Raw genomic sequence first — 19,625 nt, 5'->3', positions numbered from 1 at the left:
TTTACAGCGGTCGATTGATCTGCTTGTACGCGTCGTTCAGCTCTTTCTGACGCTCCTGATAGGACGTAGTCAGGCAAGCGACATCGGCCCCGCAGGCCTGCCGCTTCTTCAGCCATTCGGTCTGCTGGTCCTGCATCGTGCCGCGCGCGCCCATTGCCAGAAGGCCGGAGAGCAGGTCGAAGGTCGTCACCATCCTCACGTCGGCGTCGTTAAGGGCACGCACATCGCAGATCGTCTTTTCGTCCGGCTTCAGGTTCTGCGCCTCGCAATCGAAACTGGCGGCATGGGAGGTGCCGGCCACACCCAGCGAAATGAAGAAAGTGGCGGCGGCAAGATGGTTCAATCGCATATCCGGTTCCCTTTTGACGATTCCCAACGCGAAATGCATGACAGCATGTTTTTGTTCAGCGAGCCTGTTTTTTATCGCCGCAAACTTCCATTTATGCTTCATGGTTCCGCCCTCTTTTCTTTCTAGCGTCGGGCGCTACAACGTTGTTTAAAGAGAATTAAAAAGGGAAATTTCCATGCATGTCCTCCTGAAGCGCACCGCCGTTTCGATGATTGCCCTCGTCGTGGCGATGCCGCTTTCCGCTGGGGCTCAGACGGCAAAGACGCTGCCGGAAAGCCAGACGCAGATGCAGCTTTCCTTCGCTCCGCTGGTCAAGCAGACCTCCGGCGCCGTGGTGAACGTCTATGCCGAGCGCGTCGTACAGCGTCAGTCGCCCTTCGCCGGCGACCCCTTCTTCGAGCAGTTTTTCGGCCAGCGCATGCCGAATCGCACGGAGAAGCAGTCGTCGCTGGGCTCGGGTGTCATCGTGGAGGCGAATGGCACCGTCATCACCAACAACCACGTCGTCGATGGTGCCGATGACATCAAGATCGCGCTTTCGGATGGCCGCGAATTTCCCTGCAAGGTCATTCTGAAGGATGATCGCGTCGATCTGGCCGTCTTGAAGATCCAGTCGAAGAACGAGACCTTCCCGGTTCTGCCGCTCGGCAACTCGGATGGTATCGAGGTCGGCGATCTCGTGCTGGCGATCGGCAATCCCTTCGGCGTGGGACAGACGGTTACGAGCGGTATCGTCTCGGCACTTGCCCGCAATCAGGTGAAGAACGAAGTCGGCTTCTTCATCCAGACCGATGCCTCGATCAACCCCGGCAACTCCGGTGGCGCGCTCGTCAACATGACCGGCGAGCTGATCGGGCTCAACACGGCGATCTTCTCCCAGGGCGGCGGCTCCAACGGTATCGGTTTTGCCATTCCCGCCAATCTGGTCAAAGTCTTCCTCGCTGCCGCCGATCGCGGCGATAAGTCCTTCGAGCGCCCCTATATCGGCGCCTCCTTCGAGCCGGTGACTTCCGACGTCGCCGAAGCGCTCGGCCTTGATAAGGTGCGCGGTGCGCTGGTGACGAAGGTGGTCGACGGCGGCCCAGCGGCCAAGGCGGGCCTCAAGCCCGGTGAAGTGATCACGGCCTTGAACAATATCTCGATCGAACATCCCGACGCGCTCGGCTACCGCCTGACCACGGCAGGTCTCGGCGCTACCGTGTCGTTGACGGTGCTCGACAATGGCAAGGAGCATCAGGCCACGATGACGCTTGCCGCAGCTCCGGAATCGACGCCGCGCGACGAGCGGGTGATCGAGGGCAACAATCCCTTCTCCGGCGCGACCGTTGCCAACCTCTCGCCACGTGTCGCCGATGATCTGCATATGCCGCCGGATTCCACCGGCGTCGTCATCGAGAGCCTGAAGCAGAATTCGCCGGCTGACCGCCTTGGATTTGCCGCCCGCGATATCGTTATCTCCATCAATGGCGTCGCGATCAACACCACGGAAATCCTTCAGAAGACCGTCACGTCAAACCCAAGCTTCTGGCGCGTCGAGATCGAGCGTGACGGCCAGCGTATCCGGCAGTTCTTCCGATGAGCGATGATCTGTTTGCACCGCGGATACCGGAGGAGGTCGCCAACAAGCGGCCTCTCGCCGATCGCCTGCGGCCGCAAACATTGGCCGAAGTCACCGGCCAGGAACATCTGACCGGCGAGGACGGCGTGTTGCGCCGGATGATCGAGGCGGGTTCGCTCGGATCGATGATCTTCTGGGGGCCGCCCGGCACCGGCAAGACGACGGTGGCCAGGCTGCTTTCGGGCGAGGCGGGTCTCGCCTTCGAGCAGATTTCGGCGATTTTCTCCGGTGTTGCCGATCTGAAGAAGGTCTTCGAGGCGGCGAGGCTGCGGCGCATGGATGGCCGTCAGACCCTGCTGTTCGTCGACGAGATCCATCGCTTCAATCGCGCCCAGCAGGATAGCTTCCTGCCGGTCATGGAAGACGGCACCGTCATTCTCGTTGGGGCTACGACGGAAAATCCGTCCTTCGAGCTCAACGCCGCTCTTCTCTCCCGCGCCCGTGTCCTGACGTTTCGCTCGCATGATGAGGAAAGCCTGGAAGAACTGCTGCGCCGGGCCGAGACGGTGGAAGGCAAGCCGCTGCCGTTGACGGAGGATGCCCGCGCCAGCCTGATCCGCATGGCCGATGGCGATGGCCGTTCGGTGCTGACGCTGGCGGAAGAAGTCTGGCGCGCCGCGCGCAAGGACGAGCTTTTCGATCCCGACATGCTGGTCAAGATCGTCCAGCGCCGCGCCCCGGTCTATGACAAGGCGCAGGACGGCCATTACAATCTGATTTCGGCGCTGCATAAATCCGTTCGTGGTTCCGACCCCGATGCCGCACTTTATTATCTCGCTCGCATGTTCGATGCCGGCGAGGATCCGCTCTATCTCGGGCGCCGGCTGGTGCGCATGGCGGTGGAGGATATCGGGCTTGCCGATCCGCAGGCCCTGGTGATCTGCAATGCTGCCAAGGACGCCTATGATTATCTCGGGTCGCCGGAAGGCGAATTGGCGCTGGCACAGGCCTGCGTCTATCTCGCGACCGCGCCTAAATCGAATGCCGTCTACACGGCTTTCAAGGCTGCGACACAGGCAGCCAAGCAGAATGGCTCGCTGTTGCCGCCGAAGCATATCCTCAATGCGCCGACGAAACTCATGCGCACCGAAGGCTATGGCGACGGCTATCGCTACGACCATGACGAGCCGGATGCGTTTTCAGGTCAGAATTATTTTCCTGAAAAAATGGGCCGCCAGACCTTCTACGATCCGCCGGAGCGCGGTTTCGAGCGGGAGATCCGCAAGCGACTGGATTGGTGGTCGAAGCTGCGCAAGGAGCGCGGCGAGCGCTAAAGTCCCGAATCACCGACCGGCGGTGGTTTCTTGCGGCGCCTTCTGCATGCGGGGAGCCGGTGCCGCATCGACGATCTTCACGCTCGACTCGGCCTGTCCATTATGGCCTTCCATATCGACGACGAGATGCCAGTGGCCGGATTCGGGGATCGTGAGCCGGATCGGCGATTTCTTGGCGACGCCGCCGAGAAACTGATGCTTAAGCGTTTCCGTGAAGCGCTCGAAATTCGAGCCGTTCATCAGCCTGACATTGGCGATCGCCGAAAGCGTGATCTCGATCACCGTTCCGGCGCGCTGTTCCTTGAGGTCGTAGTGGCTGTAGCGGAAGGCAGGCTTCGACATTGTCTTCTGTTCTATGGATATCCGGCCGGAAGCTTAACTTAGGGCGGTTAAGGAAGCGTTCGGCGGGATATTGTCGAAGCCTGCCAAGGGCAAGTTCAGTGCAGATTGGACGAGGCGGGGGTGAAGCCGTCCAGATCGAGGATCGCGCCTTCAGGCGCCAGGCAGATGTCGGCCGGATTGTGGTTGCATTCTTCAGCGGCGAAATGCAGGGCGGCCGCTTCGTTGCGGAACAGGCCGCCGACCAGACCTTCTCGGTCCTGAACGATCCAGCTGCCGCGGCGGTCACGACCGATGATGAAGCGCGCCGGAGCCGGCGAGAGCAGGCTGTGGGCCGAGCGGCGCTGAAGATGCTGTACGTTTGCCATGTGTATATTTCCTCTTCGATCTCTTCGATTGCACTCAGTGTCCGGTCAGATGCAGCACCATTTGCAGGGCGGCGGCGATCAGGAGGACAAGTCCGAGGCGCGGAGCGACGGAGCGAATTCCGTCCAGCAATGCGTCCGAAGAGAAGTGCCGCTCGTTACGCGCAACAGCGACGGCACGAGGGCGTTGGAGAGGGTCGGCGGATAGGCCGACATGCCTGTAGCGTGACATCATAGTTCCTTTCAGTGTCGCCAGCATCATGGGTCCGATAAGACCATTTTCGATGCTACGCACTTGAATCTATGGGGGAGTTGCTAGGTTTTCCATTTGTCCGGAATGGCAAAAATATAAAAATCTCATAGGGATGGAGCAGTTTCACAATCCCAGGCGATGGGCATGCCGTGAGGCGAAGCGGCCGCTGCCATCGAGTTGAAACGGGGTGATTGCCGCCTGGATCGCGGCGGCCGTTTCTGTCCCGATGCCGACCAGTGGCAGGCGAACCTCCGCCTCGATATCTCTCACCAGTGACAAGGCATGCTTGACTGTTGCCGGCTCGCATTCGCGGGCCAGTGCGCCGAACAATGGCTGCAGCCGCTCATCGATGGATTGGGCTGCACCGACATTGCCGCACGTGGCCGAATGCTGCATGGATTGAAAGAGCCGCGGCACGATGTTGGCAGCACTCGAAAAGCAGCCATGACCGCCCACAGCCGTGAAGCCGAGCGCGATTGCGTCATTCGATGTGAACAGGCCGAACCGTTCCGGCAAAAAGGGGCGCCATAGATCGATGCGCGAGATGTCGCAGCCGTCGTCGGCGATTCCGATGATCCCTCGGATTTCAGCAAGCCGCGCGACCGTTGCCGGAGCGAGGTCGACGGCTGTATGCGATGGCTGATTGTGGACGATGATCGGCAGCTCGGTCTGCGACGCCAGCTGCTCGAAATGGTGGATGATCCCCTTCTGCGTCGGCTTGGAATAATAGGGCACCGTCACAAAGGCGGCGTCGGCGCCAAGGCGCTGTGCCTGTATCGTTTGCTCCAGGGTCGTCTTCGTGTCGTTGGTCCCGGTCGCGACGATGACGGGCACCTTGTCTTCGGAAAGCTCGATGCAGATTTCGATGGCGCGGATGCGCTCGGCCTCGGTCAGCGTCGGGCCTTCGCCGGTCAGCGAACAGACCAGAAGCCCGTCGATCCCGCTCAGCAGCTGCCACTCGATATGGGCCATCATGTCGACGCCATCGAAAATGCCGTCGCGAAAAGGCGTGATGAGGGCTGTGATCGCACCGCCGATGCGCCTTTGAAAAGTCGGTCTGCTCATGCTTGTGAAATCTCAGAGGTAGTGCAGTACGATGAACAGTTCGAGAGCGCCGAGCAGCAACCCGAAGGCGAACATGGCCTGAAAGGTGCGTTTTTCCCGAATCTGATGCGAGCGAAGCTGGCGCTTGCGCGGATTTTTCGTTGTTGCAGCCGATGCCGGAATGCGACGATGCTTCTCGTCGCTGTCATGTACAAGGACACGGATGGATTCCGTGAGATTGGGTGCGTGCGTGTCGAGCATGGGATCTATCTCCATATTCCATCGCAAGCGTAACGCCGGCCCCCATAGGAAATCCATTCGGGGTGGAAGACGAAGAAGTAAGTGAGATATAAAGAGCCCACGCGCCCTGATTTCCTTCGGCAACTGGCCGCAAGGCCGCAAGCTGGAGGATCGAAAATCTATCTGGCGTATTCGATGGTCGCCTAGTCGGCGACTTGCTGGTTCTTACGGTCGAGCTGTGTCACCAGTGCCAGAATGGTCGCCGAGACCGGCGTCGGCACATTTGCGAGCTTTCCGAGCGAGACGACGACGCCGCCGAGAGGCGTGATTTCCAACGCCTTGCCGGCAAGCAGATCCTGAAGCATCGAGGTGCGTACGGGTCCGATCTGGCGCGAGCGCTCGAGGCGCTCTTCGACGGGCATGGCGATTTGCGACCCGAGGGCCTCGGCGACGGCCTTCACTTCGCTCATTACCTGACCGACCATCGCTGAAAGCGCCGGATCGTCCATGATGTCGGACATCAATCCGCGGGTAAGCGCACTGATTGGATTGAAGGCGGCATTGCCCATCAGCTTGCTCCAGATATCGTCGCGTATGCGCGAGGATATGGAAACGTTGACGCCGGCCTGTCGGAGTAGCGTTGCGACAGCCTCGATATCAGCCGTCGTCTCGCCGGATGGCTCGCCCAGGATGAAATGACCGTTGTTGGCGAGCTTGACCTCGCCGGGTGCGACGACTTCCGCACCCTGATAGGCGACGCAGCCGATGACGCGCTCCGGACCGATCAGGCGCCAGAGATCGCCGTTCGGATCGAGTTCTGCCATCTGATGTTCGGCATGGCCGCTTTGGCGGTCCCGATGGAAATACCACCATGGCACGCCGTTGAGGATCATGACGACGCGGGTTCCCGGATGCAGCAATTTCGCGATGCCGGGGACGGCTGCGGCAAGCTGATGACCCTTGAGGCCGGTGATGACGAGATCCTGCGGCGGCAGTTCGCCGGCATCGGCCGTTGCCGTCATCTGCGCAACGAGGGGACTATGCGCGCCCGCTTCCCACAGGCTTATGCCGCCAGCGCGAATGGCCTCCAAATGAGCTCCGCGCGCAACGACCGAAATCTGTGTCCGCGTCCCTTCGGAGGAAGCCAGTTTTGTGGCGATCGCACCACCCAGTGCGCCGGCGCCGTAGACACAGATGTTCTTGAAGGGGGAGGGCGTCATGATTTGATGCTCCGAATGGGGTCGCGTGCTCTAAAAACATATGTCGAGCCCGTGATTTAGCGAGTGGTTTATCAGATTGTCGGCAATTGGAATTGAAAATCGCCAAACCTTCCGACACACTACAGCCTTATCGAAATTTCACCATACTCGTCCGAGCGCGAATGGGGTTAACGGGTAAAGGAAATACCTTCTCAGCCGCCGCTGCTTCACCCGGATTTTGTGAACAGGATTATGTTTTCACTACATACATTTGGCGGCTTGAAGCTTTTGGACGGCGATGGTCGCGAGGCCGCCTTTCCCGAAAAGGGCCTGCTGATCCTGGTCTATCTGATGCTGGAACCGACAGCACGCGCGTCGCGCAGTATGATCGCCCGGCTTTTGTGGGGAGACGACAATGGCAGCGCGCAGGTCAATCTGCGCAAGCTGGTTTCGCGTATCAGGCTCCGTCAGGAAGCGCTCGGGAGATCATTTCTTCGTTTCAGCGAAACAGCCGTAGAACTCGACGCACCTCCAACGATCTCCGATCTCTGGTTCGCCCGTTCGCACGACGGCGGCCCAATCTTCGCAAGATTGAAATCGTTGGTGAAAACGCTCGAGGTGGAATTCCTGCAGGCTATCGATTGCCAGAGCGCGGTTTTCTTTCATTGGCGAGAGGTTCAAAGCGGTAGGCATCTGTCTGCGTTGAAGGAGGCGTTGAATGCCGCGGCCGCCGAAGCCAATGGGATGGACGATATCGCTCTGGTGCGAGAGGCGGCACTCTTGGTTTTTGGTATAGACCCTGAAGACCGGGATATTCATCGCATCCTGTTGCGGATATTCGATGCGGAAGGTGAGGTGGAGCATTTCAGGCAGATTTTCAAGCAGCGTGCCGCGCTGCTGACCTCATGGTCGGCGCAGCAGGAATATGCTTCGGAAATTCGAGCCGGGGATGCCATTTTCCATCGCGAAAGGACTTTGGGTACTCGAACGAGAGTGAAGATACCCCTCCTTCTCCTGCCGTCCACGGGGGGGCAAGGGAAGGACTATGATACCTCATCCCTCGTGAACGATATTACAATCGGCTTCTGCGCGCTGGACAGTCTCCAGATTGCGGATCGCTACACTGCTGTCCGGGTTGGCAGGGCTGGGGAACGCGCCGCCGCAACGTTCGATAAATGGGATCGCTCCTACATTCTCGAGATGCGGCTTAGCCTTCGCGACAACGGACCGCTGCTGTTTTCGCAGCTGGTCGATGCCGCAAGCGATGAAATCATCTGGGCCGAGCGCATCAGCCTAGGACAATCCTCGTCAGAAGAACAGAGACAGGCCGTCGCACGCCGTATCGTGCTGTCACTTGCAGGGCAGATCGAACGCAGGGAGATGATGAGGTCTCAATTCGAGGAGAACCCGGCCGCCTATCAGCGCTATCTCGCCGGCAAGCGGTACATCGAGCGCCTCTCCGTACCAGACCTGCAGAGGGCGCGTGGGGAGCTTCAGATGGCGTTGCGCACCGGCGGCCATTTCGCGCCCGCCTTGAGCTCGATGGCCCGCACCTATTCCAAGGAATGGGTGTTGACCTTCGGTGCTGATGCAGCTTTGCTGGACGAGGCGGAAAGCTACGCGATGCGGGCCATCGCGGCGCGGCGCGATATTGCCGACGGCTATCGCGAGCTTGGCATGACGAAGGTCTTCCGGAAGGCGAGTGACGAGAGCATTGAGGCATTGAAACTGGCTGAAGCCCTTAGCCCAGGCCATGCCGGCATCATTGCCGACCATGCCGAAGCATTGCTTCATGCGTCCCGGCCGGATCTGGCGCTGACGAAGATTGAAAGCGCCATCGCGCTCAATCCGGTAAGCCCCGATACGTATCTTTGGACCGCTTCCGTGGCGAGCTATACGCTCGGTCGCTTCGAAGCTGCCCTCGATTATATCGATCGAATGGCGAATGCACGTCTGGCGGACAGGATTTCCGCGGCGAGCTGGGCGATGCTCGGGCATCAGGAAAAAGCGGGCTTTTTCGTTCGGCGTGTCCAAAGAACCAGTCCGGATTTCGATGTCGATCGATGGCTTTCCGTTGTGCCGTTCAAGGAGCAATGGCAGCGTGACATCTATCGGGAAGGGCTGCGCCGGGCAGGTTTCTGGAAGGCAACCCCGAACGTGACCCTCGCATAGCGGCAGTTTGCCATCAGGCCGAAGCGTCGCTCTCGCTCAAGCAACTGTTTTCTGATCACCGCAGGCTCGGGCTAGTCTTTACCACAATCGCATCCTAACCTCTGCTAGATCGCTCTGGACCGTGGACAACCAGTGCGGTATCGATTTCTCAATTGTCCTTTCTAAGTTGATGAATTCGCCGGGGAAGATCGTTGCGTTTCGAAGCCCTCAACCGTCTCTGGGACAGCGTTCGGGAGACCAGTCATGATTTCCGCGCCTCGACGGACGTATTTCCCGTCGTCGATATCGAAAAGCTGGGCACGACCCTCGACCTGAAGGAAAAAGGCGCCGCTGCCGGTCGGCAGAACCGGCCGCCGCCGGATGCGCAATCGCATGACGAGACGGAACAGCGCGTGATTGCCTGGGTCGAGGCGGAGAAGAAGAGCTCCTACCAGATCCTCGAAGACCAGTTCCAGACCTTCGACAGCCGCCTGCGCAACCTCGATTTCGAGGGCCAGTTCGGGCTGATCCGCCAGGCGAATGCGTCGAGCGTCTCGGATTTCAAGGCGGAGGTGGCAAGCGGCGTCGATGAGCTTCACGGTCTGCGCCGAAAGCTGAAAACGGCCGAGGATGAAATGGTGGGTTTCAAGGCCAGGCATAAGCTGCAGCGTGCAGCAAAGGTTTCCAGCAGGGCCGCATGGGGCTTCAAGGTTTCGCTGATCGTCTTCCTCGTGCTGATCGAAATGGTGATGAACGGCAGCTTCCTCGCCAAGGGAAGCGAGCAGGGCATCGTCGGTGGTGTGACGGAGGCGGCCGCCTTCGCCTTCCTGAATATCGGCATGGCACTGATATTTTCCTTCTTCTGCGTCCGCTTCCTGGTGCACCGCTCCTACGCGCTGAAGCTGCTCGGCCTTCTCGGGCTCGTCGCCTATGTCGCCGTGGCCCTCGGGATCAACATTGCGCTTGCGCATTATCGCGAGGTTTCGGCGACGATTTTGAGCGGCGCCGGTGCCGAGGTGATCCAGCGGCTGAAGGCTGCACCGCTCGGCCTACAGGAGCTGAATTCCTGGATGCTCTTTGCCATCGGCCTGATGTTCTCGCTCGTCGCCTTCATCGACGGCTGCTATCTGACGGACCCCTATCCGGGCTTTGCCGGCGTGCAGAAGCGTCTTGATGCGGCGAGGGACAATTATATCGACCGCAAGCTTGATCTCATCGAAGACCTTCGCGAAATCCGCGACGACCACAACAGCAAGATCGAGGAGATCATCCGAGATCTCTCGCTGCGCCGGCAGGAAACATCAGCCATCATTGCGCATCGTGCCAGGACGGCGGGCCTTTTTGCCGAGCATCAGAACCATCTCGAGCGCGCCGCCAATGTGTTGCTGACCTCCTATCGCGATGCCAACCAGAATGTTCGCACCGAGCCAGAACCATCCTACTTCAAGGTCGCCTACAAGATGGAGCGCCTGACGCCTGTGATCCGAACCGAAGAGGAATGGGACGACAAGGTGCTTGGCTCGCGCATCCAGAGCGCCCAGGCGGAGCTTTCGGATCAGATTAAGCGGATCGGCGACGAATTCGAGCGAGCCATCGAGAAATACCATCAGCTCGACAATCTTTTCCCGGAGAGCATCCTTGGCGCGACGCAAGCGGCGTAGCCGGCGCGGCGGGTCCGCCGGTCTCATCATCGCAACGATCTGCCTTGCGGTCTTGTCGCTCGGGATCGTCGGCGCCTATGGCTGGCTGCGCTACAAGGCGAGCGGCAATGTCGCCGTCGACCAGGCGTCCCTCTGCCCGGTGGATGGGCCGAAGGCGGAAACGGCCATCCTGCTCGATGTCACCGATCCGATCGCCGATGCGACGGCGCTCGATCTGCGCAACCAGTTCCAGAAGATCGTGGCCGGGGTGCCGATCGGCGGCGCGATCGACATCTACGCGCTGACCGAGAAGGAGGGAGAGCTGATCCAGACCTTCCACGGCTGCAATCCGGGAAGCGGCGCAAATGTCGACGAATGGACCAGCAATCCTCGGCTCGCGCAGGCACGCTGGGAGAAGGGGTTCCAGAAGCCGCTCACCGATATCGCCGGCAAGTTGACTGCAGGCGGGGCCGGCACGCTGTCTCCGATCATGGCGGCGATCCAGAAGATCAATCTGGAAGTCTTTGCCAACGCGCCGGTCGGCATCCCGAAGCGCCTCTATATTGCTTCCGACATGCTTGAGCACACAGCTGCCTTCTCCAATTACCGTGATGGCGTCTCCTATCAGAAATATCAAAACAGTCCGGCGAACGATCGCTTTCGCACGTCACTGAGCGGTGTCACGGTCAAGATTCTTGCCTTTCAAAGGCCGAACATGAAGTTCAGCATGGAGGATCTTGCGAACTTCTGGGCGCAGTGGATCAAGAACAACAAAGGTGATTTCGACGGCTTCGTGCGCCTGGAGGGGATACGCTGATGGCTAACACTGACGCCAGATATCTCATCCGGGACTATGGGCCGATGGTGCTTTTCGCCTCCATCACCATCGGCGGGATGATCTTCATCTGGTCGTCGAAGCTCATGGGGTGGTCGCTGCCTGTCGTGACCGGCGTGCCGCTGGTGCTGATGGGGATCTACTTCATCGTGTCGCTGGCCGTTGCCGGGTTCCGGCTGCACAACGAGCAGGCGGGCGACAACCTGTATTACATGGGTTTTCTCTTCACCCTCTCGAGTCTCGGTGTGTCGCTCTATCTCTTTGCCGGCGAAACATCGATCGAGACGATCGTCCGCAATTTCGGCATCGCCGTTACTTCGACCATTGCCGGCGTGACGTTGCGCATCCTCTTCAACCAGATGCGGCGAGATCCGATCGACATCGAGCGCAGCGTGCGCCACGAGCTTGCGGAAATGACGCGGCGCGTGCGCACCGAGCTCGACTCCTCGTCGCGCGAATTCTCGCACTACCGGCGCGTCAGCAACCAGATGCTGTCGGAAGGTTTCGAGGAGATCGCGCGTCAGGCCGAGCGCAACGGCGAGGAGATCAACAAGATCCTCGAAATGCTGGCAAAGCAGGCGGTGACGCCGATCAACGACGCCGCCGCACAGCTGACGGCGACGACCTCGCAGCTTTCGGAGATCATCGGAACATTCGGCACCGCCGTCGAGAGTGTTGGCAGGAAGCTGGAAGAGATCCGCTCGCCGGAAGACGTCGTGCGCGCCGAGCTGGCGCCGGCGATTACGGCCATCAAGGAGATGTCGGAGGCGCAATTGCAGCCATTGCGCAACATCGAGCTGGCGCTCGGTCGCATGGCCGAAGCGATGGGGCAGGCACCCTTGCCCGCGACCGATGGCAAGATCGTCGCCGAGCCCGAGGCAATACCTCGAAAACGCTGGTGGCATCTATGGTGACGGATGCCTCGGACAGCACGCCGAAACTGGAGCACAAGGGCTACAATCGCGGCCTGATCCTCGGCCTGACGATGGCCGAATCCATGCTGCTCCTGGTCTTCTGCCTGCTGCTGGTGGCCGCTGCTCTGATTTCCGCCGAGAGACACAAACGCTACGAGGTCGAGCGCAAGCTTGAGAAGGCCGAACAGCAGGTCGCCTTGCTGGAGAAAAAGCGGGCCGAGCAGGCGGCCGAGATCGTCCTGTTACAGTCGAAGGTCGTCTCCGGTGATCTCTCCGCCGCCGACAAGGCCGTGGTGGACAAGCAATGGCGGGAGCTGGTGCTGGCGAAGGAAGCGCTCGACACCATGGCGGATCAGGGTGCGACATCGGCCGATCTGCAATCGCTTTCCAAGATTGCCGCCGTTTTGAAGGAGCATGGCGTTTCGCTGGCGGCGGCACCCGATGAGGTCAACAAGCTTTTGGCTGGCAACGCGGGTGGGAAGGGCATGCATGACTGGCCGCCCATCATCAATCTCGACGATGCCAAGAAGAACTATTTCCAATCGGGAAGCGCCCAGTTGACCGGCACTTTCGCCGACCTGCTCAGCACGACGATCACCGATGAAATCGCCAGCAATCTGAGCCTCTACGGCGCCAATATCGTCGAGGTGATCGGTCACACGGACGAGCAGCCGGTGGCGCGAGAAAAATCCAATCTCGACGATACGATCATCAGCGCGATGGATGGCAAGCTGCCGGTCTCGGCTTTGCTTCCGGCCGACAATGCCGGTCTCGGCCTTGCCCGCGCCATTGCGGTTGCCAATGTGCTGAGGGCCAATCCCAAGCTGAAGGACGCCACGATCCTGCCGATGTCGGCCGCACAGCTGATCCTGCCCGGCGATACCGTCACATCGGGTCAGAGCGGCGCCGTCGAGTCACGCCGCCGCATCGAAATCCGTGTCCGCGGCCGAACGGCGCCTGTTGCCGTGATCAATGCCGGCGCCGCGTCCTCAATCAACACGCAATAACGGCGATTGCGCAGTTATCAGCTGTGCAGGCCCGGCGCCTCGTAGCCGGTGCGCTCGACATATTCCGTGTAGCCGCCTGTATATTGATGGACGCCATCCGGCGTCAGCTCCAGCACGCGGTTGGAGAGTGCTGCCAGGAAATGCCGGTCGTGCGAAACGAAGAGCATCGTGCCCTCATATTGCGACAAGGCCTGGATGAGCATTTCCTTGGTGTCGAGGTCGAGGTGGTTGGTCGGCTCGTCCAGCACCAAGAGGTTCGGCGGGTCAAAGAGCATGATCGCCATGACGAGCCGCGCCTTCTCGCCGCCCGACAGCACCCGGCACTTCTTTTCCACATCGTCGCCGGAGAAGCCGAAGCAGCCGGCAAGCGCTCGAAGGGGGCCTTGGCCCGCTTGCGGGAAATCGTGTTCGAGCTGCTGGAATACGGTGCGCTCTCCATCCAGCAGATCCATGGCGTGCTGGGCGAAATAGCCCATCTTGACGCTGGCGCCGAGCGCGACGCTGCCTTCATCCGGCTGCGTGGAACCCGCGACGAGCTTCAGGAGCGTGGATTTGCCGGCGCCGTTGATGCCCATGATGCACCAGCGCTCGCGGCGGCGTACCATGAAATCAAGCCCTTCATAGATGCTGCGGCTGCCATACTTCTTGTGAACGTTCTTCAGCACGGCCACGTCTTCGCCCGAGCGCGGCGCCGGCTGGAACTCGAAGGCAACGGTCTGGCGGCGCTTCGGCGGCTCGACGCGGTCGATCTTTTCCAGCTTCTTCACGCGGCTCTGCACCTGCGAGGCATGCGACGCACGCGCCTTGAAGCGCTCGATGAACTTGATTTCCTTGGCGAGCATGGCCTGCTGGCGCTCGAATTGCGCCTGCTGCTGTTTTTCGTTCTGCGCCCGCTGCTGCTCGTAGAATTCGTAGTCGCCCGAATAGCTGGTCAGGCTGCCGGCATCGATTTCGATGATCTTGGTGACGATGCGGTTCATGAACTCGCGGTCGTGCGAGGTCATCAAAAGCGCGCCCTCGTAGCCCTTCAGAAAGGATTCGAGCCAGATCAGGCTTTCGAGATCCAGATGGTTGCTCGGCTCGTCGAGCAGCATGACGTCGGGGCGCATCAGCAGAATGCGGGCAAGTGCCACACGCATCTTCCATCCGCCGGAAAGCGCGCCGACATCGCCATCCATCATCTCCTGGGTAAAGCTCAGGCCCGCCAGCACTTCGCGGGCACGGCCCTCGAGCGCATAGCCATCGAGCTCCTCATAGCGTGCCTGCACCTCGCCGTAACGCTCGATGATCTCGTCCATCCGGTCGGCCTGATCCGGATCGCTCATGGCCGCTTCAAGCTCGCGCAGCTCGGCAGCGACAGCGCTCACTGGACCGGCACCCTCCATGACTTCGGAGACGGCGCTACGGCCTTCCATCTCGCCGACATCCTGGTTGAAATAGCCGATGCTGACGCCTTTATCGACGGAAACTTGCCCTTCATCCGGCAGCTCCTGTCCGGTGATCATGCGGAAAAGCGTCGTCTTGCCGGCACCGTTAGGGCCGACAAGCCCAACGCTCTCGCCTCTGTTAAGCGCCGCGGATGCCTCGATGAAGAGGATGCGATGGCTGTTCTGCTTGCTGATATTCTCGATACGAATCATGATTACGCGTGGCCCGAAGAAAGTTTTTCGGGGGCCTTATGCCACGGGTTATCGTCTCTGTCGCAGCTTTTCGAGCAGAGAATTGAGATCGATGGCGAACTGACGTTCAGAGGCGACAACTTCTGGAAGGCCCACTTGCCATGCGGAAGAGAAACTTTTGCCGGGACGACGGATTCTTGTCCACGCGCTCGTTCAAGCAGCATATCTTCCAGCAGCGTCGGCTCTTGATCGGATCGCCGGCTGTCTTCCGCCTGATTGGAAGTCGCTATATTCATTATTATCCGTCCCAGCCGAGTTCTTACAGATGAAGATTATGAGAAGCATTCAGCGCCGGGTTTGTACCCGACTGACGATCGCAGCGTTGATCGCCATCGGCATGTCAGGCGAAGCCCAGTCGGCCAATGCGGCTTCCCAACACGCGCGGCTCGAAGAACCCGTCAAGGAAGTTGCAGATCAGCGCCTGCTCCTCGATACGCCCGAGGGGAAGGGGGAGCTACCGGTCTACGCGGATCACGCGATCGAGGCGGCGTCGCCTGACGTGACCAAGGTGTTGATCATAGTCCATGGCACGCTCCGAAACGCCGATGCCTATTACGCAACTGGGCAGGAACTGCTCGCAAAGGCAGGCGATCTTGCCGACGGTACGATGGTTGTCGCGCCGCAATTCCTGATAAGACCAGATGTCAATGCTTTCTCTCTTTCCGCGCAGACGCTGGCCTGGACGCAGAACGGTTGGAAGGGCGGAGAAGCCGCGGTCCAGCCGGCGCCGATCAGTTCCTTCGCCGCGCTCGATGCCCTGCTGCAGCATTTTGTCGATCGGCGCCTGTATCCTTCGCTGAAGACCATTGTCGTGATGGGGCACTCGGCGGGAGCACAATTGGTCCAGCGCTATGCCGTCGTCGGACGGGAGGCGGAAAATCTGACGAGCGCGGGCATCGCCGTTCGTTATCTCGTCGCCAACCCGTCGAGCTATGTCTATTTCGACGATGAGCGACCAGCCTTGCAGGATCAGCAAGCGGGGCTGGCTTCATGCCCGAAGGCGACCCAATGGCGATACGGGCTCGCCGGCGCACCACCATACGTATCCTCGCAGGATCCGAAGCTTCTCGAAACAAGATATGCCGCGCGCAAGGTGGTCTATCTGCTGGGCCAGGCAGACACAAATCCCTACACCCATTTCATTGACCGCTCCTGCGGGGCAATGGCGCAGGGGCCGTATCGGCTTGCACGCGGGCTGACCTATTTTGACTATATGAAGAAGCGGCATCCTTCCGATCTCGATCAGAAGGTCGTCGAAGTGCCTGGCGTGGGGCATGACAATGAAGGGATGTTTACCTCGGGTTGCGGCATCGCCGTTCTGTTCGATCGACCGGTGCCGCCATCCTGCCCGGTTATCGACGGGACCGCAAAAGTATCCGGAGCGGTGCCGTAAGGTCTCTCCAGCGTCTCGTTCCCTATGACGACCGCGCGCAATCGTAACCTGAGGCGTTTCGGTCCACCGATATCTGGCCGCCCACTCTGGCGCGTCAGCTGCGATAGGCCGGCCGCGGACGCGACAAGCGCATTTTTCGCTGTAGCGGGCGTTCGATGCACAAGTAGCAGACGATGGCAAAGGCCAGCGAACCCAATGCGATGGGCACAGGCTGCATGTTGTGCGGCATCCCGACGCGCAAAAGCAGCGCGGTGACCAGGATGCCGGTGAGGACGTGCCAAACATAGATGGAATAGGAGGCGTTCCCCAGGAAATGCAGGAATGCCAGCTGGGGCACGCCTCGTTCCCGCTCCGCGAAAACAGCGCCTGACAATAGCAACACTGCCGGTATGCCCCAGCGGATAGCCCGTTCCAAATGGATCAGCGGGTCGCTCGCCACAAGCAGCACGACTCCGACGACCATCAAGCCGATGGCCGCAGGAAAAGGTAGCCGAAAGCCCTGTTTCCACAGGCGCCCGATGACAATGCCGGCCGCAAATTCCAGAATGACCGGCTGGGTGAAAACACTGAGATAGCCGAGGGGCAACAGGTAATGCGCCATCACGACAGTCACCAGAGCCGCCATCAGGAAGCATAGCCGCCTGAACTCAGGCAGAAGCAGTGAAATCGAAAAGATGAGATAGAAGAACATCTCATAGGAGAGCGTCCATCCCTGCTCGACGACGGGCTGCAATGCCTCACCCTTCATGAAGGGCACGAAAAACAGCGAGCCGATCAAATTCTCGATGCTCGAATTCGCGTCGAAGAAGAACTGTGGCTTCAGTACGGCGATGACGAAAGTTGCTGCCGTCGCAATCCAGTAAAGCGGCACGATCCTGATGAGCCGGCGCCACATGAATTCCTGCGGGCCGAGCGACCTTCCGTCGGTCGTAACCCACATGATGAAGCCGCTGATGACAAAGAATATATCGACCCCCGCTGCTCCGCTCTTGAAGTCCAGGCCATATGTTTCGCAGACATGGAAGCAAAGAACGGAGATTGCTGCGATGGCCCGCAGATATTGAATGCTCGTGATATCGCTGCCGATTTTCAAGACGGTGCCTCGCGCGACTGAACTGCTATCGCCGACGCCCTAAAGGCCGGATTTAGCGATAAAATGCGTCGAAAGGCCGGGCACCGTGCATGACGGGTTTGAGGCTCGGCAGACCGAATATTGCTGCATATTGCTGCAGCAACAATTTCAATGAAAATGGATCATTTCCCGCCGGTTTCGTGGCCGAAATCGGGCAATTGGGATGCTTTGGCGTGAACGGTGATAAAGCCAAGGGCTTCCGTCATGCCGCCGAAATCGCTCAGACCGCGCGAACTTCGGCAAGCCGCTTGATCGCGTATTCGTCGCGCCAACAGACAGCAGCCTCCCAAGCGGCAGACGCCTGCGAGGCGATGTCATAGGCACTATCGTCAAGGTCGGCAGCGTTGTCGGGCAACACGAGGTCAAGATCTGGAACATCGACATGTGACTCATCCCAGTCGATCAGCGCAACGCGATCTGCGGTCATGCGGATATTACTGGGGTTGCTTGGGTTGCCGTGGACAACGCATGTCTGACGCCCGACGAGCCGCGCCCACGCTGCTCGGCATCGAATAACGCCCTCGCGGGGCATCGCGGCAAGATTGACCCTCGTTCCGGTCTCGACATGCAGGAGATCGGTCGACGATTTCCAGCCGGGGCGTTGCGGCCAGCCCTGCGTCAGCCGATGCAGTTCGCGAAGCGTGTCGGCAACGCGACGCCAATCGGATTCCGTCTCGGGCGGTCTGCCTTCCATATATTCCATCACCACCAGACCATCCACGAACAGCCGGCCATCCGTCGTCGGGATTGGCACCGGAACGGTCATACCTTCGCGGTCGAGGTGCCGGAGTAGCTCGGTTTCCCATGAGAGATCAGCGTCGGGCCTGGAGCCGAGGCGACCGACCGCAATCTGTCCGCAGATGCGAATGCTCCACACGTCGTTGGCTACTCCACCGGTGAGTGGTTCGACGCGAACTACATCTTCACCCCATTGCCGGAGTGCTTCCCATCCCATTGGTGATACCCTCAGCGCATCATCAGTGCTGAACTTACTTGGCCGCAGGCGCGGACAAGCCAATTAACTCGAGTTCAGCAAGCTCGGCAAGTTGACGTTGTCACATATGCTCTAGGGACATCCAGGAGTTTGCAGCGCCCCTCAAGGCTACGATTCCTCGCTATCGAGTCGAACGTTTCCTGACAAGGTGCCTACTCGAAGGTATGCAGGCATGCGTGCGAGGCAATCGGCCATGATGATTGTTCCGAGAGGCGACAGGGCTATGTATATTGATAGAGGGCCTTTGCTTTGTCGAAACGACCGGCGAGCATGTCCTCCCGATGCATCATTAGATGCATTACTCCGTCGCCACTGAGATCGGAATGCATTAGGCGCGTACCAGCGAAATATTCGCCGCCCCATGAAAACAAAAGACGAATTTCGTCGTTTCCCGGCAAGAAAGAACGTGAGCGATCATCCCTGAACTTCGGCTCTGGATCGTGCTGAATGGGTACGGGCCATCCTCCCAGACGATCGCCGAATGGGTTGACGTTCTCGCCGTCGGTAGCCTCTATAACCGGACAATAATCCGTGCTCGGCTTCTCGAGGAAGTCATACATCCGGGAATAAAATGAGCCTGACGATTGGAGCCAGTGAAACGGCACTGTCAGGATCGAATAGGGTTCGAGCACTTCTGCCATCTGCTGATCGGAAAATGGTAGAGTAGGATCCTTCGCATCAGACAGGAGAACCAATTCCTCGGGAGGTGTATGTCTCTCCAGTCGTCCCAGATTTTCTTCAATTCGAAAAACGCGATACGCCTCATGCTCGTCGTAGGCGGTTATATCTTCGAAAATATACAGTATTCCGCTGTCGGGGAGATCCAGATCGAAGCCGGCTTCCAGCGAGAGCGTATTCAAGTTCAGTTGCGCGAAGAACGCCAGCGGGAACTCCCTTCGGCGCGCCTCTTCTCGCATCTCGTCATAGATGTCACGGGAGGTCGTGGGCTCGTTGCCGGTTTCGTGGGCGAGAGCGGTTCGCGTCGGCCAACGAAATCCTGTCGGCAGATCCGGAAGGCCTCCCATCTTGCTGATACCTACCGGGAGATCCTTATCTTTTCTCTGTCGACGAACGAAATCGATGGCAGGTTTCACCGTAGCGAGGACACGATCTTCAAATTGCGACAGATTTTCATCTGCCAAGGCGCGCCTAATATCTTCCTTGGTCAGAAACGCGGCCATCAAGTCCTCTTCGTTCGC

Annotated in this window: 20 protein-coding genes; 8 read left to right on the top strand and 12 right to left on the bottom strand. The window is 59.5% G+C overall.

The window, feature by feature from the left end; translation table 11 throughout:
• Window position 1: 1 nt before the first annotated feature.
• Window positions 2-349 carry a lysozyme inhibitor LprI family protein gene (locus AC13Q5_RS02310; RefSeq protein WP_488500763.1) on the bottom strand — a complete coding sequence of 116 codons (348 nt, stop codon included), beginning with the start codon at window positions 347-349 and terminating at the stop codon, window positions 2-4.
• 175 nt (window positions 350-524) lie between these two features.
• On the opposite strand from AC13Q5_RS02310, the gene AC13Q5_RS02305 reads away from it, so the two are divergent.
• Window positions 525-1,928: a DegQ family serine endoprotease gene (locus tag AC13Q5_RS02305; protein ID WP_488500762.1), complete on the top strand. Its 1,404-nt coding sequence runs from the start codon at window positions 525-527 to the stop codon at window positions 1,926-1,928.
• Complete coding sequence (locus tag AC13Q5_RS02300; protein ID WP_075852358.1) at window positions 1,925-3,241, top strand: replication-associated recombination protein A; 1,317 nt, start codon at window positions 1,925-1,927, stop codon at window positions 3,239-3,241. The genes AC13Q5_RS02305 and AC13Q5_RS02300 overlap by 4 nt, the downstream gene beginning before the upstream one ends.
• Window positions 3,242-3,250: 9 nt before the next feature.
• Here the strand turns inward: AC13Q5_RS02300 and AC13Q5_RS02295 are convergent, their stop codons facing one another.
• The 6 genes from AC13Q5_RS02295 to AC13Q5_RS02270 form a co-directional block, all read right to left on the bottom strand.
• Entirely contained in the window at window positions 3,251-3,583 is a 333-nt protein-coding gene (locus AC13Q5_RS02295) for a DUF1883 domain-containing protein (RefSeq protein ID WP_457890360.1), read from the bottom strand.
• Window positions 3,584-3,678: 95 nt separating this feature from the next.
• Window positions 3,679-3,948: a hypothetical protein gene (locus AC13Q5_RS02290; RefSeq protein ID WP_075852360.1), complete on the bottom strand. Its 270-nt coding sequence runs from the start codon at window positions 3,946-3,948 to the stop codon at window positions 3,679-3,681.
• Window positions 3,949-3,982: 34 nt separating this feature from the next.
• Window positions 3,983-4,177, bottom strand: coding sequence for a hypothetical protein (locus AC13Q5_RS02285; RefSeq protein ID WP_457890358.1), 195 nt, complete (start codon window positions 4,175-4,177; stop codon window positions 3,983-3,985).
• A gap of 144 nt (window positions 4,178-4,321) precedes the next feature.
• A complete protein-coding gene (gene dapA / locus AC13Q5_RS02280) occupies window positions 4,322-5,263 on the bottom strand; it encodes a 4-hydroxy-tetrahydrodipicolinate synthase (RefSeq protein ID WP_488500761.1) in 942 nt (313 codons plus the stop codon).
• A gap of 12 nt (window positions 5,264-5,275) precedes the next feature.
• Entirely contained in the window at window positions 5,276-5,503 is a 228-nt protein-coding gene (locus AC13Q5_RS02275) for a hypothetical protein (protein ID WP_488500760.1), read from the bottom strand.
• 182 nt (window positions 5,504-5,685) lie between these two features.
• Window positions 5,686-6,702, bottom strand: a complete 1,017-nt coding sequence (locus tag AC13Q5_RS02270) for a ketopantoate reductase family protein (RefSeq protein ID WP_488500759.1) — start codon at window positions 6,700-6,702, stop codon at window positions 5,686-5,688.
• A gap of 231 nt (window positions 6,703-6,933) precedes the next feature.
• On the opposite strand from AC13Q5_RS02270, the gene AC13Q5_RS02265 reads away from it, so the two are divergent.
• The 5 genes from AC13Q5_RS02265 (at window position 6,934) to AC13Q5_RS02245 (ending at window position 13,228) form a co-directional block, all read left to right on the top strand.
• A complete protein-coding gene (locus tag AC13Q5_RS02265) occupies window positions 6,934-8,853 on the top strand; it encodes an AfsR/SARP family transcriptional regulator (RefSeq protein ID WP_488500758.1) in 1,920 nt (639 codons plus the stop codon).
• Window positions 8,854-9,044: 191 nt separating this feature from the next.
• Entirely contained in the window at window positions 9,045-10,493 is a 1,449-nt protein-coding gene (locus tag AC13Q5_RS02260) for a hypothetical protein (protein ID WP_488500757.1), read from the top strand.
• Window positions 10,471-11,289: a hypothetical protein gene (locus AC13Q5_RS02255; protein WP_488500756.1), complete on the top strand. Its 819-nt coding sequence runs from the start codon at window positions 10,471-10,473 to the stop codon at window positions 11,287-11,289. Before AC13Q5_RS02260 ends, AC13Q5_RS02255 begins: the two co-directional genes overlap by 23 nt.
• Window positions 11,289-12,221, top strand: a complete 933-nt coding sequence (locus AC13Q5_RS02250) for a hypothetical protein (RefSeq protein WP_488500755.1) — start codon at window positions 11,289-11,291, stop codon at window positions 12,219-12,221. Before AC13Q5_RS02255 ends, AC13Q5_RS02250 begins: the two co-directional genes overlap by 1 nt.
• Entirely contained in the window at window positions 12,215-13,228 is a 1,014-nt protein-coding gene (locus AC13Q5_RS02245; protein ID WP_075852368.1) for an OmpA family protein, read from the top strand. Before AC13Q5_RS02250 ends, AC13Q5_RS02245 begins: the two co-directional genes overlap by 7 nt.
• 17 nt (window positions 13,229-13,245) lie before the next feature.
• Here the strand turns inward: AC13Q5_RS02245 and AC13Q5_RS02240 are convergent, their stop codons facing one another.
• Both AC13Q5_RS02240 and AC13Q5_RS02235 read right to left on the bottom strand, forming a co-directional pair.
• Window positions 13,246-14,868, bottom strand: a complete 1,623-nt coding sequence (locus AC13Q5_RS02240; protein ID WP_075852369.1) for an ABC-F family ATP-binding cassette domain-containing protein — start codon at window positions 14,866-14,868, stop codon at window positions 13,246-13,248.
• Between the two features lie 2 nt (window positions 14,869-14,870).
• Window positions 14,871-15,143 (bottom strand): hypothetical protein, encoded by a 273-nt coding sequence (locus AC13Q5_RS02235; RefSeq protein WP_488500754.1) that lies wholly within the window; start codon window positions 15,141-15,143, stop codon window positions 14,871-14,873.
• A gap of 38 nt (window positions 15,144-15,181) precedes the next feature.
• Here AC13Q5_RS02235 and AC13Q5_RS02230 point away from each other — a divergent pair, with 38 nt between their 5' ends.
• Window positions 15,182-16,300, top strand: coding sequence for an alpha/beta fold hydrolase (locus AC13Q5_RS02230; protein ID WP_488500753.1), 1,119 nt, complete (start codon window positions 15,182-15,184; stop codon window positions 16,298-16,300).
• A 94-nt stretch (window positions 16,301-16,394) separates the two neighbouring features.
• On the opposite strand, the gene AC13Q5_RS02225 is transcribed toward AC13Q5_RS02230, so the two are convergent.
• The 3 genes from AC13Q5_RS02225 to AC13Q5_RS02215 all read right to left on the bottom strand — a co-directional run bounded on the left by AC13Q5_RS02225 (window position 16,395) and on the right by AC13Q5_RS02215 (window position 19,607).
• Window positions 16,395-17,393: an acyltransferase family protein gene (locus AC13Q5_RS02225; protein ID WP_488500752.1), complete on the bottom strand. Its 999-nt coding sequence runs from the start codon at window positions 17,391-17,393 to the stop codon at window positions 16,395-16,397.
• 259 nt (window positions 17,394-17,652) lie between these two features.
• Entirely contained in the window at window positions 17,653-18,387 is a 735-nt protein-coding gene (locus AC13Q5_RS02220) for a phosphotransferase enzyme family protein (RefSeq protein ID WP_488500751.1), read from the bottom strand.
• 260 nt (window positions 18,388-18,647) lie between these two features.
• Window positions 18,648-19,607, bottom strand: coding sequence for a DUF1963 domain-containing protein (locus AC13Q5_RS02215; protein WP_488500750.1), 960 nt, complete (start codon window positions 19,605-19,607; stop codon window positions 18,648-18,650).
• Window positions 19,608-19,625 lie beyond the last annotated feature (18 nt).

This window comes from Martinezella sp. CNPSo 3964, from assembly GCF_057784375.1.
The sequence above is the reverse complement of the archived record's forward strand: the minus strand, read 5'-3'. Positions and strand labels throughout refer to the sequence as shown.